Annotated in this window: 12 protein-coding genes; 10 read left to right on the forward strand and 2 right to left on the reverse strand. The window is 66.2% G+C overall.

Annotated features, from left to right (window positions below):
• Window positions 1–17 precede the first annotated feature (17 nt).
• The 9 genes from BBA01S_RS24770 to BBA01S_RS24810 all read left to right on the forward strand — a co-directional run bounded on the left by BBA01S_RS24770 (window position 18) and on the right by BBA01S_RS24810 (window position 11659).
• Entirely contained in the window at window positions 18–4061 is a 4044-nt protein-coding gene (locus BBA01S_RS24770) for a cellulose synthase subunit BcsC-related outer membrane protein (protein WP_042297847.1), read from the forward strand.
• A 51-nt stretch (window positions 4062–4112) separates the two neighbouring features.
• A complete protein-coding gene (locus BBA01S_RS24775; protein ID WP_027818793.1) occupies window positions 4113–4766 on the forward strand; it encodes an SGNH/GDSL hydrolase family protein in 654 nt (217 codons plus the stop codon).
• An 81-nt stretch (window positions 4767–4847) separates the two neighbouring features.
• The gene (locus tag BBA01S_RS24780; RefSeq protein ID WP_027818794.1) at window positions 4848–5513 is read left to right on the forward strand and encodes an SGNH/GDSL hydrolase family protein; all 666 of its coding nucleotides are present in this window, start codon (window positions 4848–4850) and stop codon (window positions 5511–5513) included.
• On the forward strand, window positions 5510–6184 hold the full coding sequence (locus BBA01S_RS24785; protein ID WP_084162520.1) for an alginate O-acetyltransferase AlgF: 675 nt from the start codon (window positions 5510–5512) through the stop codon (window positions 6182–6184). The genes BBA01S_RS24780 and BBA01S_RS24785 overlap by 4 nt, the downstream gene beginning before the upstream one ends.
• Before the next feature lie 107 nt (window positions 6185–6291).
• Window positions 6292–7701, forward strand: a complete 1410-nt coding sequence (locus BBA01S_RS24790; protein WP_027818796.1) for an MBOAT family O-acyltransferase — start codon at window positions 6292–6294, stop codon at window positions 7699–7701.
• A gap of 4 nt (window positions 7702–7705) precedes the next feature.
• Window positions 7706–8857, forward strand: coding sequence for an alginate O-acetyltransferase AlgX-related protein (locus BBA01S_RS42635; RefSeq protein WP_042297848.1), 1152 nt, complete (start codon window positions 7706–7708; stop codon window positions 8855–8857).
• Window positions 8858–8909: 52 nt separating this feature from the next.
• Window positions 8910–9719, forward strand: coding sequence for a class I SAM-dependent methyltransferase (locus BBA01S_RS24800; RefSeq protein ID WP_027818797.1), 810 nt, complete (start codon window positions 8910–8912; stop codon window positions 9717–9719).
• Window positions 9720–9913: 194 nt separating this feature from the next.
• Entirely contained in the window at window positions 9914–11152 is a 1239-nt protein-coding gene (locus tag BBA01S_RS24805) for a PDZ domain-containing protein (protein WP_027818798.1), read from the forward strand.
• Window positions 11153–11320: 168 nt separating this feature from the next.
• On the forward strand, window positions 11321–11659 hold the full coding sequence (locus BBA01S_RS24810) for a hypothetical protein (RefSeq protein ID WP_027818799.1): 339 nt from the start codon (window positions 11321–11323) through the stop codon (window positions 11657–11659).
• A 47-nt stretch (window positions 11660–11706) separates the two neighbouring features.
• Here BBA01S_RS24810 and BBA01S_RS24815 read toward each other — a convergent pair whose 3' ends face one another.
• Together BBA01S_RS24815 and BBA01S_RS48160 are read right to left on the reverse strand one after the other, a co-directional pair.
• Window positions 11707–12351, reverse strand: coding sequence for a hypothetical protein (locus BBA01S_RS24815; protein ID WP_027818800.1), 645 nt, complete (start codon window positions 12349–12351; stop codon window positions 11707–11709).
• Between the two features lie 55 nt (window positions 12352–12406).
• A complete protein-coding gene (locus tag BBA01S_RS48160; RefSeq protein WP_245641573.1) occupies window positions 12407–12877 on the reverse strand; it encodes a hypothetical protein in 471 nt (156 codons plus the stop codon).
• An 854-nt stretch (window positions 12878–13731) separates the two neighbouring features.
• Here BBA01S_RS48160 and BBA01S_RS42640 point away from each other — a divergent pair.
• Complete coding sequence (locus tag BBA01S_RS42640; RefSeq protein ID WP_052391876.1) at window positions 13732–16293, forward strand: tetratricopeptide repeat protein; 2562 nt, start codon at window positions 13732–13734, stop codon at window positions 16291–16293.
• Window positions 16294–16316: the final 23 nt, after the last annotated feature.

Here is a 16316-nt window from a genome sequence, read left to right on the forward strand (position 1 = left end):
AGGGATCGGGAAAGTCCATGTCAGTCAGCCGCAGCCACGCCTGCCTTCTGGGATTGTTGCTCACCACGGCGAGCCATCCCGTGTGGGCGCAGGACGCCACTTCCAGAATGCTGCTGGAACAGGGCCGCTATTGGCAGGCGCACGACAAGCCCGATCTCGCCGCGCAGTCGTGGCAGAAGCTGCTGCTGACCGATCCGAAGCAGCCCGAAGGACTCTACGGGATGGCGGCGGTCGCCATCGGCAAGAAGCAGTTTTCGGTCGCCAACGACTATCTGGCGCGGTTGCGCGCCGCCGCGCCGGACAGCCGTTTCGTGCCGCTGCTCGAACAGGATCTGCGGCTCGCCGTCGAGCCGGGCAAGTCCACGCTCGCCAAGGCGCGGCAGATGGCGCAGGACGCCGTCAACCAGAACGACATGAAGGCGCTGGGCGCGGCCATCGCGCAATACAACAAGGCGCTGGGCGGCAAGCCGCCGCAAGGCGCGGTGGCGCGCGAGTACTACACCTACCTGGGCTACACCGAAGGCGGCACCGACCAGGGCATTCAGGGCCTGGAGCGCCTGAACACCGAAACGCCCAACGATCCGTACACGATGCTGGCGCTCGCGCAGCATCAGGTGCGCGACGAGCGCGACCGCGCGGCGGGCGTGGCCCTGCTGGAAAAGCTCGCCACGCGGGCGGATATTGGCGGCGCGGCCACGGAAGCGTGGCGCTCGGTGCTGACGTGGGTGACGCCCACGGCAAAGAACAGGTCGTGGTTCGAGGACTACCTGAAGCTGCATCCCGATGACGATGAAATCCGCCATCAGATGCTCTCGCCGCGTTCTGCGACGGCCAACGGCAACGCGCCGCCCGTGCCGGTCATGGATCCGCGCCTGACGCGCGGCTTCGCGGCCTTCAAGGCGGGCGACGTCACCACCGCCGAACAGCAGTTCAGCGCCGTGCTGCGCGACAAGCCCAACGACACCGATGCGCTCGGCGGCCTGGGTCTGGTGCGCATGCAACAGGGCGATCTCGCGCAGGCGCAGACGCTGCTGTCGCGCGCGGCGTCGCGCCCCGGGGCGGGCGCGAACTGGAGCCGCGCGCTGGCGTCGGCGCGTTACTGGCTGCTGGTGAACCAGGCCGAAGGCGCGCAAAGCGTGGGCGACTACACCGCCGCGCGGCGCGACCTCGATCAGGCGATGCGCATGGATCCGGCGGAGCCGGGCGGGCGCAACGCATCGGCGCGTCTGTACGCGCAGCAAGGCGACCTCAAGCGCGCCGAGCAGGGCTATCGCGAGGTGCTTGCGGGTCACCCGAACAACCGCGAAGCCGTGAGCGGCCTCGTCGATATCCTCGCCGAAACGGGCCGCGCCGATGAGGCCCAGAAGTGGGTCGACAGCATGACGCCCGAGCAGCAAGCCGGCATCGGCGGGCTGGATCGCCTGCGCGCCGCCGTGGCCTCGGGCCGCGCCGACGCCGCCGAGCAGCGCGGCGACCTGGCGGCGGCGCAGCGCATCCTCGAAGACGCCCAGCGCGCCGATCCCGACAATCCGTGGCTGCGCCTGGAACTGGCGCGCTACGAGCTGAAGCAAGGCCACGCCGACCAGGCGCGCGAGCTTGTTGACGGCCTGCTCGAATCGAACCCGGACAACCCCGATGCGCTGTACGCCAGCGCCTTGCTGGCGATGCAGATGGGCGAGTGGACGCGCGCGCAGGACACGATGGCGCGCATTCCCACGGCCGCGCGCACGCCCAACATGGTCGCGACGGCCCAGCAGATCGACTTCCAGGCCGCGACCGCGCAGGCCTCGCAACTGGCGCACGACGGCAACCTGGACGACGCGCGCAACATGCTCGCGCGTCTGGAGTCGTCGGCGGGCAAGGATCCGGCGCGCGTGAGCGCGCTGGCCTCTGCGTATGTCGATGCGGGCAACCTGCCGCGCGCGATGAGCCTGATGCACGCGCTGATGCCCGGCGGCGTGAAGGGCGCGGGCCCCGACATCCAGCTGGCCTACGCGGGCCTGTTGCTCAAGACCGGCCAGAACGTGCAAGCGCAGGACGTGATGCGAGAACTGCAGACGCAGACGCTGACCGCCGATCAACGCCGCCAGCTCGACGACCTGAGCTATCTCTACGCCGTGCGCCTCGCCGAGCAGCAGCGCCAGCAGGGCGATCTCGCGCAGGCTTACGACACGCTCGCGCCGGTGCTGGCGAAGCGCCCGAACGACAGCCTCGCGAACGCCGCGCTCGCGCGCATGTATGCCGCCGACGGGCAGTACGACAAGGCGCTCGCGCTCTACCAGAAGGCGCTGTCGAACGATCCGGACAACCCGGGCCTGCAACTGGGCGTGGCGATGGCGGCGGTGCAGGCGGGCAACGGCAAGGTCGCTGATGCCGCGTTGAAGCAGGCCATCGCCAGGGCGCCGAACGATCCCGACGTGCTGGCCTCGGCCGCGCGCATCTACGTGATGCAGGGCAAGACGCGCGAGGCGCAGTCGCTGCTGGAAACGGCGATCGCAGAGAAAGAAAAGCGCATGGGTGTGCAGGCGCAGGGCGGCCACGTCGCGGGCAATCCGTTCGTGCACGAGGACGAGGAGCGTCGCAAGCGCGTGCGTGAAACGCGTCTGGCGGCGGGTGCGAGTGCCGGGAGTGCGGCAACCTCTGGCGATACGCTTGCCGCGAACGCGACGTCGTCCACCGATGTGGGGAGCGGCGCTGCCGCATCGTCGCTGGCCGTGGCGTCGTCGGCACCCGCGCGCGATCGCTCGTCGGCGCGTTCCACGTCGCTGCCCTCGGTGGCGGGCACGCCGATCGGCGCACCGGCATCGCAGGACGATATCGCCGCGAACCAGCCCGATGACGGCGGCACTTCGCTCGACGACATGCGCCAGCAGCTCGACGACATTCGCGCCGAACGCTCGCCGGAAGTGCGCAGCGGCTTGTTCGTCACGACCAACAACAGCGCGGGCGGCACGTCGCAACTGACCGGCGTGCAGATGCCCACCGAAGTCATCCTGCCCGCGGGCGACGGCAAGCTCTCCGTGCGCGTGACGCCGGTGGAGCTCCAGAGCGGCACGCTCGGCACCGATATCTACAGCAGCAGCCAGTTCGGCGGCGGCCCGTCGGCGGCGCTCGCGCAGCAGGACGGCAAGGTCTCCGCGCCGGCTTCGCAGACGGCGCGCGGCGTCGGCCTCGGACTTGGCTACGAGACGCGCAACTGGGCCGCCGATATCGGCACGACGCCGCTGGGCTTCCAGTACACCAATATCGTCGGCGGCGTGTCGTTCAAGAGCGCCATCAGCGCGAAGCAGGGCAGCTGGTTCAACGTGGGCGTGTCGCGCCGCGCCGTGACCGACAGCATCACGTCGTTTGCGGGCACGAGCGACGCGCGCTCGGGCCTGAGCTGGGGCGGCGTGACGGCCACCGGCGTGCATGGCGCGCTGGGCGTGGACAACCAGCAATACGGCTTCTACGGCTACGGCTCGGTGAAGTACCTGGACGGCCACAACGTGCAGTCGAACGAGGGCGCGGAAGTCGGCGCGGGCACCTACTGGTACCTGATCCGCAACACCAACAGCATGCTGACGGCGGGCATGAACCTGAGCGGCGAGTTCTATCGTCACAACGAGAACAACTTCACGTACGGCAACGGCGGCTATTTCAGCCCGCAGCGCTACTACGCGTTCACCGTGCCGATTACGTGGGCGCAGCGCTCGGATCGCTGGACGTACAAGCTGCAAGGGTCGGCGGGCCTGCAGTATTTCCGGCAGTCGGCAGCGCCGTATTTCCCGACCGACAGCGCGTTGCAGTCGGCCGCGGTCACGGCGGCTTCGACGCTCGGCCTGACCGACGGCGCGATTCATCCCGCGCAGTCCTCGACCGGCATCGGCTACAACCTGCTGGCGACGGCCGAGTACCGCTTCAGCAATCATCTGACCGGCGGCGCGTCGGTAGGCGCGAACAATTCGTCGAGCTACCGCCAGTGGGTCGCGGGCCTGTACCTGCGCTTCAGCTTCGCGCCGCAGACGAAGTCGCTCGACATGCCGGTCATGCCGTATCAGTCGCATTACAGCGATCAGTAAGCGCAGTCGCGCGAATCGCTGCTATCGATCGTTTTCAGGAGTTATAGATTCATGCTTGCTTCCGTACTTGCGGGTCTCAGCATTCTCATCGTCGGCGACAGCCACCTGAGCGAGCCGGGCTATCTCATCGACACCTTGCAGGATCAACTGGTGGCCGCGGGCGCCCAGGTGCACACCTATGGCGTGTGCGGCAGCACGCCGGGCGACTGGGTGAAGTCGGTGCCCGGCACCTGCGGCGGCGCGACGCGCGTGGGTAAAGCGCCGCTCGTCATCGATCACAACGCGAAGACGCAGCCCATCGACCAGCTGGTCGCGGCGAACAAGGCCAACCTCGTGATCGTCGTCGAAGGCGACACGATCGGCGGCTACGGCAAGGACGACTTCCCGAAGACCTGGGCCTGGCAGCAGGTCACGGCGCTCACCCAGGACCTGGCCGCCAGCAAGACGGCGTGCGTGTGGGTCGGCCCGGTGTGGGGCACGGAAGGCGGCAAGTACCAGAAGACCTTCACGCGCGTGAAGCAGCTTTCGTCGTTCCTCGCGACCAATGTCGCGCCGTGCTCGTACATCGACTCGCTGACGTTCTCGAAGCCGGGCGAATGGGCCACGGTGGACGGCCAGCATTTGACGACCACCGGCTACAAGTACTGGGGCGGCGACATCATGAAGGCGCTGGTGAAGCTGCCGGTCGTGCAGCAGCACAAGTAAGCGTCTTTATCGTTCTGAATCCGAAACATTCGAACCATTCGAATCACTAGATAACCGGCAGCGCCGGAACAGGAGTGTCGCGTGCCCGCAGCAGCATCGGTCTTGTTGGGTCTTTCCGTGCTGGTCATCGGCGAAAGCCACCTGACCTTGAATAACCACCTGCGCGAGCCGCTGGTGCAGAGCCTGCAGGCGCAGGGCGCCGCGCACGTGCACGTGATCGGCGCGTGCGGCGCAAGCCCGGCGCGCTGGCTCACGAGCACGCCGGTGGACTGCGGCGCCGACCAGCGCGACAAGGGCCCGGCCACGGTGCTCGGCAAGGAAGCGCGCACGACGCCCATCGCCGACCTGATCCGCAAGGACAAGCCCGACGTCGTGCTGGTGATCGAAGGCGACACCATGGGCTCGTACGACAAGCCCGCCTTCCCGAAGGCCTGGGCGTGGCAGGAAGTCACGAGCCTGACCAAGGCCATCGCCGATACCCACACGGCCTGCGTCTGGGTCGGGCCGGGCTGGGGCAACAACAGCGGCCAGTTCGCCAAGAGCGACGACCGCGTGCGCGAGCTGAACGCGTTCCTCGCGAACAACGTCGCGCCTTGCTCGTATGTCGATTCCACGACCTTTGCGAAGCCTGGCCAGTGGCAGACGCTGGACGGCGAGCACTACACGCAGATGGGCTATGTCGCCTGGAGCAAGGCGATCGCCAACGCCATGGCGCATACGCCGGCGGTTCAAGGGCTGAAGAAATGAAAAAACTGATTAGCGTTGCGGTGGGTGGTCTGTTGGGCGGCGTTGCATTGGCCGCATCGGGTGTGGCATCGGCGGCCGATATCCCGCTGTATCCCACGGGCCCCGCACAGGACTCGTCGTTCGTGCGTTTCGTCGATGGCGGCACGCATGCGGTGGAAGTGACGGCGGCGGGATCGAAGGCGCGTTTGTCGCTCGACGCCGCGAACCCGGCCAGCCACTTCCTGCCGGTTGCGGCAGGCAAGCCGGTGGCGGGCACGCTCACGAGCGGCGGCGCGCACCAGGACGTGAGCGCGACCGTGCAGCCCGGCGAGTTCGTGAGCATCGTGGCGCTCGACGGCGCGCGCGCCGTGACGGTGCGCGAGAAGCCGGACGACTTCAATGCGCTCAAGGCGTCGGTGGCGCTCTATAACCTCGACGCGCGCTGCACCGCGCCCACGCTCAAGGTGGCGGGCCGCGACGTCGTGCTGCTCGACGGCGTGGCGGCGGGCCAGACGAAGCGCCGCCAGGTGAATCCGGTGACGCTCTCGGTGCAACTGTCGTGCGGCGGCCAGCCGGTGGGCCAGGCGCTGAGCCTGGGCACGCTCGTGGCGGGCCAGCGCTACACGGTGTTCCTCGTGCCCGCGGGCGCGCAGTCGCGCATCTTCTTCGCCAACGATGCGGTGAGCCACTAGGCACCCGCGTTTGTTTCATTGACACTGCGCGTCGCCGCTCTTTCGGGGAGCGCGACGCGGCGCCTGCGTGCGTCGGCCCAGACCTCTCCTTCGACTGAGAACGTTGCATGGTTTTCGCGTCCCTCGAATTCCTGACGCTTTTTTTACCGGCTTTTCTCGCGCTTTACGTCGCGTCGCCTGCGCGCTGGCGCAACGGCGTGCTGCTGTTTTGCAGCTGGTTTTTCTATGGCTGGTGGAGCCCGGTGTTCCTGCTGCTGTTCATCGGGCTGACGTTCTGGGGCTGGCTGGGCGGCATGGTCATCGACCGCGCGCCGAATGCGCGTGCGCGCGGGTGGTGGCTGGCGGTGTTCATCGCCGTGAACGTGGCGACGCTGTGCTGGTACAAGTACGCGAACATCGTGGTCGATAGCCTGGACAGCGTCCTGTCGCTGGGCCACGTCGGGCCGCTTCCGTGGAAGCACGTGGTGCTGCCCATCGGCCTGTCGTTTATCGTGCTGCAATCGATTTCCTATCTGGTCGACGTGCAGCGCGGCACGGTGCCCGCCGATCGCAGCGCGATCCGCTACGGCGCGTACCAGGGCATGTTCGTTCACCTGATCGCCGGGCCGATCATCCGTTACGCGTGGGTCAAGCGCGAGCTGGTCTCGCGCACGGTGGACTGGGACGGTTTCACGGCGGGCGCGCGGCGGCTCATGATCGGTATGAGCATGAAGGTGCTGGTGGCCGATTCGCTGTCGCCCATCGTCGATGCGGCCTTCGCGCTGCATGCGCCCACGCTGGCTGACGCGTGGCTAGGCTGTGGTTTCTACACGCTGCAACTGTTCTTCGATTTCGCCGGTTATAGCGCGATGGCGATCGGTCTCGGCCAGATACTGGGCTTTCGTTTTCCCGAGAACTTCAATCATCCCTATCTGGCGAGCAGCATCCAGGACTTCTGGCGGCGCTGGCATTTGTCGCTGTCGAGCTGGATTCGCGATTATCTGTACATCCCGTTCGGCGGCAACCGGCATGGCGAGTTCAACACCTGCCGCAACCTGTTGCTCACGATGGGCATTGCCGGGCTCTGGCATGGCGGCGATAGCTGGAACTTCCTGCTGTGGGGCCTTGCGCACGGCGTGGCGCTGATCGTGGCGCGGCTGTGGCGGCGCTCTGGCATGCCGGATGTGCCGCGCGCGCTTTCGCATGTGCTGACGCTCGCGTTCGTGATGCTCGCGTGGACGCTGTTTCGCGCGCAGGGTTTTCATGCGGCGCTCGCGATGTATGGCGGGCAGTTCGGCCTGAACGGCATCGGCCTGAGCGATACGATGCGCGTGCTGCTGCGGCCCGTGCATGCGTTGTCGGCGGCGCTCGGCGTCGTGTGCGTGCTGCTGCCGCTCTGGCAGGCGCGTTGGGACAGCCTGCCCGGCACGGCCGCGCGCCGCGTGTGGGAGGCCGCGTGGCCGCTCGCGGGTTTCCTGCTGTCGTTTGGCCTGATCGTCGCGCGCGGCGCGGTGCCTTTCCTCTACTTCCAGTTCTGACGCCATGGAAGACCCCAAGCCGCTCCCGCAATTGCCCGCCACGCGCGCCGGGAAGATCGCCGCCGTCGCGCTGATGGTGTTCCTGTTCGCGGGCCTGGCCTGCAACCTCCGTTTCGCGGCGACCGCCGAATCGCTCCTGCCGCATGCCGTGACGCGCGCGGGCCTGCTCGACGGCACCGTGTCGAAGGAACTCGCGAACCGCATGGCCGATACGCCCATCGCCGCCGACGCCGCGCGCGCGCAGCGAGCGCTCGGCTGGCTGACGCTCGGCGACCTGGGGCCACGCGTGCGCGAGGGCTGTCCCGGCTGGCTGTTCCTGCGTGACGAACTGAATGTGTACGCCGATGGCGAGCGCCATCTCGCCACACGCGCCGCGACCGTCGCCGCCGTGCAGCGCGAACTGGCGAAGCAGGGGATTGCGCTCGTCGTCGCCGTGGTGCCGGACAAGTCGCGCATCGAGCCGCAGCATCTGTGCAGCCTGTACCGGCCTGCATCGCTTGACGCGCGTCTGGGCGACTGGAGCGCGCGTCTGGCCGCCGCGCAGGTGCCGGTCGTGACGCTGGACGCGGCGCTGCGCAGCGTCCCCGGCGACGCGTTCTTCCGCACCGATACGCACTGGACGCAAGACGGCGCGGGCGCGGCGGCGCAGGCGGTGGCGCAGCGCATTCGCGCGATGAACGTGCCGCTGGGATCGAGCCAGCCTGGCTATCGCGTCGAGAACCGGCCAGCCGCGCGCCGTCCCGGCGATCTCGTGCGTCTTGCAGGCCTGGAAACCTTGCCGCCGTCGTGGCAGCCCACGCCGGAGATCGTGGCCAGCCGCGCCTACGTGCACGAGGCGCAAGCCGCTGCGTCCGCCGACGATCTGTTCGGCGACGCCGACCTGCCGGATATCGCCGTGGTCGGCACGTCGTATTCGACGACCTCCGATTTTGTGCCGCAACTGGCGCTCGCGCTGGGCACGGGCGTGGGCAACTTCGCGCACGAAGGCGCGAAGTTCGGCGGCTCGGCGAAGGCGTATTTCGCGAGCGCGGCCTACGCGCAGACGCCGCCCAAGCTCATCGTCTGGGAGCTGGACGAGCGCGACCTGCAGTCGCCGATCGAGGCGGACGATGCGGTCGTCGTGCCTCAGGGTCGCGCCAAGGACGCCGCGAAGTAGCGCCTATACTGGGTGCGCAAGCCGCACGCGCGGCGCACCCAGGGAGGCCACGATGGAGCAGGAAGGCATGTTCGCGGGCTCGATTCCCGCGCTCTACGACCGCCTCATGGTGCCGCTGATCTTCGACGGTTATGCCGCCGACACGGCCACGCTCGTCGCGGGCTATGCGCCGGGTTCGGTGCTGGAAACGGCGGCTGGCAGCGGCGCGGTGACACGCGTGCTTGCGCCGGAACTCGGCGCTGCCGCGCGCTATGTCGCCACCGATCTCAACCAGCCGATGCTCGACTTCGCGGCCACGCAGCAGCCCGCCGATGCGCGCGTCGAATGGCGCCAGGCCGACGCGCTGCAATTGCCCTTCGACGATGCGGCGTTCGACGTGGTTCTCTGCCAGTTCGGCGCGATGTTTTTCCCCGACCGTGCGGGGGGCTATGCCGAAGCGCGCCGGGTGCTCAAACCCGGCGGCCGCTTTGTCTTCACTGTCTGGGATCGGATCGAGGAAAACGCCTTTGCCGATGCCGTCGCCCGCGCCGTCGCGAGCGTCTTCCCCCACGATCCGCCGGACTTTCTCGCGCGCGTGCCGCATGGTTATCACGATGTCGCCGCGATTCGCGACGATCTGCGCCGCGCGGGATTCACCGACATTGCAATCGACACGCGCGAGAAGGTGAGCCGCGCGGCCTCGGCCCGCGACGCGGCAACCGCGTTTTGTCACGGCACGCCGCTGCGCACTGAAATCGAGGCGCGCGACGGCGCTGGGCTCGCGATGGCAACCGACCATGCAGCGGCCGCGATTGCCGCGCGTCACGGCGAAGGCCCGGTCGCGGGCCAGCTTCGGGCGCATGTGATCGTCGCGGCGCGGTGAGTCATCGCGCATCGGGAGTGCCGGGCGCGATGATCGCAGCGGTTTCTGGTTTCCGGTTTCCGCCGATGCCAGGAGCATTTCGTTTCGCACGCAACGAGAGGCGCTTTCGTCACTTGAGTAGAATCGTGCGCGGCAGCACACGCTGCCATGCACCTATTCATCGTCCCGCGACGCAACCTCTAACGAAACGCTCGATGACCGAACTCGCCAACGGCTTGACCCCGCCCGTCGCCACCCTGATCCGCGCCGCCGTGCTGACACTCGCTGCCATGCTGTGCGCGCCTGCCCACGCGGACAGCGCGTCGAACGTGGTCGAGCGCGACGGCAAGGCCTGGCTCTATCGCGACGGCAAGCCGCTCTCGCAGGGCTACGACGCGCTCTCGATCGAGCAGACGGACGGCGCGCCCGACCTCGTGATCGCTACGCAGAACGACCTGCATGGCGTGCTCGACGCGGCCACGGGCAAGGTCGTGGTGCCGGTCGAGAATCGCGGCATCGTGCTCGATACGCTGTCGAGCATCGGCTTGATCGAGGTGCGCAAGGACAAGACCATCGACTTTGTCACCGTCGACGGCAAAGCCACGGACGTGCCCAGTTACACGGCGGTCGGCGACTTTTCGGAGGGGCGTCAAAAGGACTGGCACGCGCTTGCCGAGCGCGACGGCAGCCTTTACTTCGTGACCTTGAATCAGGGACGTTTTCAGAGCGAGACCGCCGCGCCGAAGTATCTTCCGCTCGTGATCCTGCCGCCCGAGTTGCGCCAGGCGCCTGGCAAACCCGATGGCCCGCTCAATGGCGTCTATGTGCCCACGGGCTATCCCGACCTGAAGACCGCCTGGGAGGGCTGGAAACGCGGCGAACTGCGTGAGCCCGGCCAGCCCGCCGTCGTCGTGCGCGGCGACATTGCCTATGTTTCGTTCGGCGAATTCGCCCGCGACCTGCCGCTCATGCCGAACACGCTGCGCGCGTGCCAGAGCGGCGCGAACCTTGTCTTGCGCGACCAGGATCAGGCGGGCGGTTGCGCCTCGAAGGCCGAGCCGCGCGTGCGCTTCCAGCGCGACAGCAGCGGCGCGTTGCGCTGCGTGGCTTGCCCGGATGGGCTGCCCGCGAAGTGGGTGGCATTGCCTGCGGTGACGCAATCGCTGGTTGGCATTGGCGTGGCGTTGCAGAAGAAGCCGCATGACAGCGCCGCGACCATCATGGGCGTGCTGCCGAATAGCCCGGCCGCGCAGGCAAAACTGCTGGCGGGCGACAAAGTGACGAAGGTGGACGGCAAATCGATCGAGGCGCTGTCGCTTGCCCAGACCTCCGACGTAATTCGCGGCGTGGCGGGCAGCTCCGTCAAGCTCGACGTGGAGCGCGGCGAGCAGCGCTTCACGGTGGACATCGTGCGTCGTCAGGTCAATGTTGCGACCGATGCGGCGGGCTTGTAAGGCACCCTTGTACGCAAACCTGTAAGGCACCCGTTGCCCGCCTGGGCCCCGGGTTTTCCCCAATGCCCTTATAATTGCGCCGCGCTTCGGGGAGCGTGAAGTGTCTCTCGTTCTGGCCACGGGTTCAGCTCAATGAGCCCGTGCGCGCCCCGCCTTGATCTAATTTCCATGAAGAAAAAACGCTGGATTGCGCTGCTGCTACTGGTTCTTTCGGCAGCCGCAGTGGCCCACTTTTTACGTCCGCGCTTTACCCCTGCCGAGCGCGACCAGTACACCGCGCTCCTGTGCCACGTCGTCGCCAATGGCAGTCACGACCCGCGCAAGGACATGCAGGACGTGATCGAGAACGGCAACGCCGATTACGCGTTGCAGAAGCTCGAATTCAACGCCGCCGCCGCGAACGATGCGCTGAAGCGGTTCGCCAGGCTCGACGCCGCCCAGCAACGTGACGCTGCCCAAAGCAGCGGCGATTGCCAGCACCTGCTCGGGCTGAACGTGCAGCAATAAAATGAGGCGCCCGAAGGCGCCTCGTGGATCGATGTTGATCTCGGCATTCAATGCCGGTAAAGATCCGCCAGGAACTCCGGTGACGCGCGCTGCGTGTTCGCCGCCGAGCCCCGGCCATTGCGCGATGCGTAGAGACGATGGTTGTTGTGGTGCTTGCCGTGCGAATGCACAGCCACCTTCGTCGTGCCGTTTCGATAAGCGTTTTTCGCGCTGTTTGCTGGCCCGGCTGCCAGCAACGGCGCTGGCGTCACGTTGCGCCCGCCTGGTGGCTGCATCGCGGGCGCGAGCTGCTCGCCCTCGTCGAGCGCAAGCGCCGCATGCGTCGCTTCATCGACACAGTCCCAGCGACCGGCGCGCGCACAATCGCGTGCCTGCGCGAGCAGCACGCGCGACGTGCTACTGGCGAGGCCCGCCATGATCGAAGGCGACGGCGCGTGAACGCCGTTCAGGACTGCGCCGCCGTCTGCCATATCCAGCGCGCCGGTTTGTTGCGTGCGCAACCTGTGTGCGTGGTCGTAGCTCACACCGGCCGCCAGTACGACCAGAAAGACCGCGACGCTCAGAGAGACGCTGGCCCCCGGCCCGGACAGGCGCGGAAATCCAAAGTCCCGGTTGGCCTGCGCGCCTTCTGCCTTGTCGTCGCCCAGCGGGAGCGGGTTCGCTGGATCGTAGGGTGGGTCGAGTTTCGGCATGATTCGCACTTTTAGCTGAATTCCGTTCACGCTGCGGGTCGGGCGCCGGTTCGCGTCACCACTTGATCTGCGCGTTGAGGTTGCCTGTCTGCACGATTTCGAACTTCATTTCGCCGCGATACGTCCCTTCGATGCGGTAATCGGCGTCAGGTACGGAAAACAGGCAGTACGGGCCTGCCGCCACGAAATCCATCAGCACGCGTCCGTGCCGCCGCAACTTGACGGCGACCTGGTTCAGCGGCCCGCTATCCGCAGACGATACGAACGTCACGCCAAGGTTGAAGGGGTGCTGCGGATCGGGCGACGTCACGTGGCTTTCCATGCCGCTATTTCCGCAGACGTAATAGAGCATCTGCTGCGGCGCGGCTGAGGTATTCGTCGGCGCGGCGGCAGGCGGTGCAGCGGCAGGCGGCGCGGTGGGGATCGTGGTGGGCGGGGCCGCGGGCAAGGTAGCCTGCGTCTGCATAGGGTGGGCGATCTGCGCGCCGGCCGGTGAAATGCAGGCCGCCGCGAGGGCAACTGCCATTGCCAGGACTCCTGACCACATAGCTGGATCACGTGTTTTCACGGCCACCATGTCTCCTCTCCCTGGTTGTCGGCAATCTACATCCGGAATGGGTGCCTGCGATCCATGCGCTCAATTCTCACTGTGCACTCAGCATAGAAACGCCACGTTGGAAAAGCAATCCTCTCATGCCAATGAGTAAGTTATTCCGTGTCTATTTTGCACTCCGGGAATTAATGATCGGGACTGAATTTAATTAATATGATGGATTGATTCGCGACATTTCACTTGTAACGATCGTAACCGGATGAAACGTTTCGATAGGGCGGCATCGACGCGACCTAGAATTCGGTCGTGTGCTGGGAGGCCCTGCCGGTATACAGGGAGCACACAAAAAGTACTGTAAAACAAGCTGTGAAATGCTTTCGTCATGATCGAACGCTCTTTGTCGGCGTTCGGTCATGGCTTCGACGCGTTCGCGTGTGCAATGCCGCGGCACCCATGTTTACGTTGTTTACGCTATGGCGCACCGGGTAATCCCCGTCTCGCCGATTGAAAGAATTTTCTTAAAATCCTGCCGATACTTTTAAAAGTAAATTATCTAATCATTATCGAATTTTTTTGCGGGACAGTTTCGATCTGTAAATATCAGATTAATGCCTGGAAGCTTGACTTTCAGCGAGTCGAGCCGCTGTGGCATGGCCGTTGTGACAGGTCTCCATGCGACCTTCTTAAATGCAATTCAACATCATTTGCAAAGTTCACTGAAAGGCGTCTGGAAACCAGGTAAATACGCGTCATTCGAAAACGGTACGGAAGTGGCGCTTGGCGCGCGTGCGTTGTCCGCAAGAACATACAGAAAGGGGCATGCAACAATGGTCGAGTTCAAGCGTATGTGCGCGTTGCCGAACCGGCGGCCGCTAAGTGCCTGTGCGAGCGCCTGCGCGCCCGCCGCGGTCGTGCTCTTTTCGGCTTATGCAGGGCTGGTAAGCAAAGCGGCTGTTGCGCAAGGAACGGACACCGGCAAGCCCGTGGTGTTCATGGTGGCGATGGCCGACGATCCCGGCGCGCCCGTGCCGCCAGGCCGCCCGGTGCAAAGCAGCGACGCGTCCACGTCCGCCCGGCCCGACGCAGCGCCCACGATCTACGCCGTGGTGGCGATGCAGGACGTCCCGCAACCCAGCGTGACCGATACCGGCGAAGCCGCCCCCGCGCATACCGCTTCGCAACCCCCCGTGCGTACCCCCGCGCATACCGAAACCGTCGCGCAGGCCGCTGCGCCGTCGCCATCGGAACTCGAACCCCAGCCCACCGCGCAGAGCGCACCGCAGAGCACGCCGGAAAGCGCTTCGGGCAGCACGCCGGGTAGCACTTCGGGCAGCACCTCAAACAGCACGCCGGACAGCGCAATGCCCGGAGACTCGCCAGCCACGCCGGGCAACGAGCCCGCCACGGTTTCCACGCCCGCTGCACCGCCGCCGGGCGGCGCGCCGCAACCGTCGCCGATCAATCCATTGACGCCGTCCGCATCGGCGAGCGACGTGCCGGAGCCCAACGACGATGTGCGCCGCCGGGTGTTTGCGCTCGCAACGAGTGGCGGGGCCGTGCGCGCACTCGACGAAGCGAAGGCGCGCCCCGATGTCTTCACGCCGGTCGATGTTGCGTCGATCCAGGAACTCGATATTCGCCAGCAGGTGCGTGGCGGACGCGCGAAGGTGCGCGCGATGACGAGCGCCGACCGCTTCGACGCACTGGACAGCGCGATCCACGAGGCCGAGGAGTTCGACAAGCAGTTGCCGAGTACCCCTGAATATTCGGAAGTGCGCGCGGCGCTTGCGGGCGACCGCACGGTGGCGTACGCCGCGCGCGGCCGCATGGAAGACGCCGTGGCCGCGTTCGAGACCATCCCGCCGCATTCGGCCATTTCCGTCGAAGCGCTGACCGGCGTAGGCGACGCCTATTCCTATCTGCAGGAACCCGCCAAGGCCGAACAGGTGTTCCGCCGCGCGCAGGATCAGGAGACGGCGGCGACGCCGGATACGGCCACGCTCGGCTATCAGTACGGCACGCATACGCGCCTGATCGATGTGCGCGAAGGACTGTTCTATTCGCTGACCGACCAGAATAAATATACGCAGGCCAGGCAGGTGCTCGACGATATCCACGCGGCGCTGCCGCCCGCAGCGGAAGTGCATCCGTGGGACGTGGCCAACGACGACTACCTGCGCTACTACCGCCTGCTCGCGCAGTACCAGATCTATGTCGGCCAGACGTCGACGGGCCTGGCCGGATTGCAGAAGCTGGAAGAGCAGGTGCCGTTCAGCTCGGAGGTGCGTAACGCCCAGGCCGATGCCACCCTCGGCATGGGGAGAACGCGCAAGGCGCGCGATATGTATTCGGCGTCCTTGACCGATCACCCCGACAACATCGAGGCGCTGGCGGGCCTGGGCCGCGCTTCGCTTGCACTGGGCGACTACGCCAACGCACGCCAGATCGACGGTGCGTTCGACGATACCTTCCCGGAAAACGGTTCCGTGCGCAGTTTCAAGCGCGATTACGCGGCCTATCGCGCGCCGGTCGTCACTGTCGAAGTGAATGGCGAACACGGCAATTCGGTGCTGGCGGACAATGAGTTTTCCTCCGACACCACGATCTATTCGCCGCCGATCTACGATTACTGGCGGGTCTTTTCGCATACCTTCTTTGGCTATGCGAATACGGACATCGGCAATACGTCCCGTACGCGCACAGGCGTAGGCGGCGATTACCGCAACGGCGCGCTCACGCTCACCGCCGAGGCGACGCGTTCGATGGGCGGTTACGGCCGCACCGGCGGCAATGGCGAAGTCTCTTACCAGTTCAACGATTATCTTTCTGCCAGCGCGGGCGTGGACAGCGACTCCAATGCGCTGCCGTGGAAAGCCTATGTCGAGCACCTCTGGGGCAAGTCCGCGCAGGCCAGCCTGAATTTCGTGGACGGCGACCAGCGTTCGGCCTCGCTGTCCTATGCCGCCTCGCGTTACAGCGACTCCAATTTCAACCAGGAAATCGCGTTGAGCGGCACGCAGCGCGTCTTTACCACGGCCAACCAGTTCATCAATGTGTCGCTGAACCTGAGCACGGGCAGCAACACGATTTCGAACGCAACGTATTACGCACCGGGCCGCGACTATACCGCCGAGGTCGTCGCCATGCATCAATGGGCGATCTGGCGCAGCGGCGAAAAGGCGCTGGTGCAGCGTTTCTACGTCACGGCAGGCGCCTATAACGAGCGCGGCTTCGGCACGAGTCCGGAGTTCGGCGCCCGCATCGAGCATGCGTGGACATTCAGTCACGACATCGCGCTCACTTACGGCATTGGCGTCCTGAGCCATGCCTATGACGGTTCGCGCGAGTTCTCCGAAACGGCCTATGCCACGCTCACGGTGCCTTTCTGAACCAGGGTCTGGAAATGGAGGAA

It is taken from the genome of Paraburkholderia bannensis NBRC 103871 (assembly GCF_000685015.1).
Lineage (GTDB): Bacteria > Pseudomonadota > Gammaproteobacteria > Burkholderiales > Burkholderiaceae > Paraburkholderia > Paraburkholderia bannensis.

Coding starts and splice junctions, on each gene's coding strand:
- BBA01S_RS24770 (WP_042297847.1), top strand. CDS start 18: ATGTCAGTCAGCCGCAGCCACGCCTGCCTTCTGGGATTGTTGCTCACC.
- BBA01S_RS24775 (WP_027818793.1), top strand. CDS start 4,113: ATGCTTGCTTCCGTACTTGCGGGTCTCAGCATTCTCATCGTCGGCGAC.
- BBA01S_RS24785 (WP_084162520.1), top strand. CDS start 5,510: ATGAAAAAACTGATTAGCGTTGCGGTGGGTGGTCTGTTGGGCGGCGTT.
- BBA01S_RS24790 (WP_027818796.1), top strand. CDS start 6,292: ATGGTTTTCGCGTCCCTCGAATTCCTGACGCTTTTTTTACCGGCTTTT.
- BBA01S_RS42635 (WP_042297848.1), top strand. CDS start 7,706: ATGGAAGACCCCAAGCCGCTCCCGCAATTGCCCGCCACGCGCGCCGGG.
- BBA01S_RS24800 (WP_027818797.1), top strand. CDS start 8,910: ATGGAGCAGGAAGGCATGTTCGCGGGCTCGATTCCCGCGCTCTACGAC.
- BBA01S_RS24805 (WP_027818798.1), top strand. CDS start 9,914: ATGACCGAACTCGCCAACGGCTTGACCCCGCCCGTCGCCACCCTGATC.
- BBA01S_RS24810 (WP_027818799.1), top strand. CDS start 11,321: ATGAAGAAAAAACGCTGGATTGCGCTGCTGCTACTGGTTCTTTCGGCA.
- BBA01S_RS24815 (WP_027818800.1), bottom strand. CDS start 12,351: ATGCCGAAACTCGACCCACCCTACGATCCAGCGAACCCGCTCCCGCTG.
- BBA01S_RS48160 (WP_245641573.1), bottom strand. CDS start 12,877: ATGGCAGTTGCCCTCGCGGCGGCCTGCATTTCACCGGCCGGCGCGCAG.
- BBA01S_RS42640 (WP_052391876.1), top strand. CDS start 13,732: ATGGTCGAGTTCAAGCGTATGTGCGCGTTGCCGAACCGGCGGCCGCTA.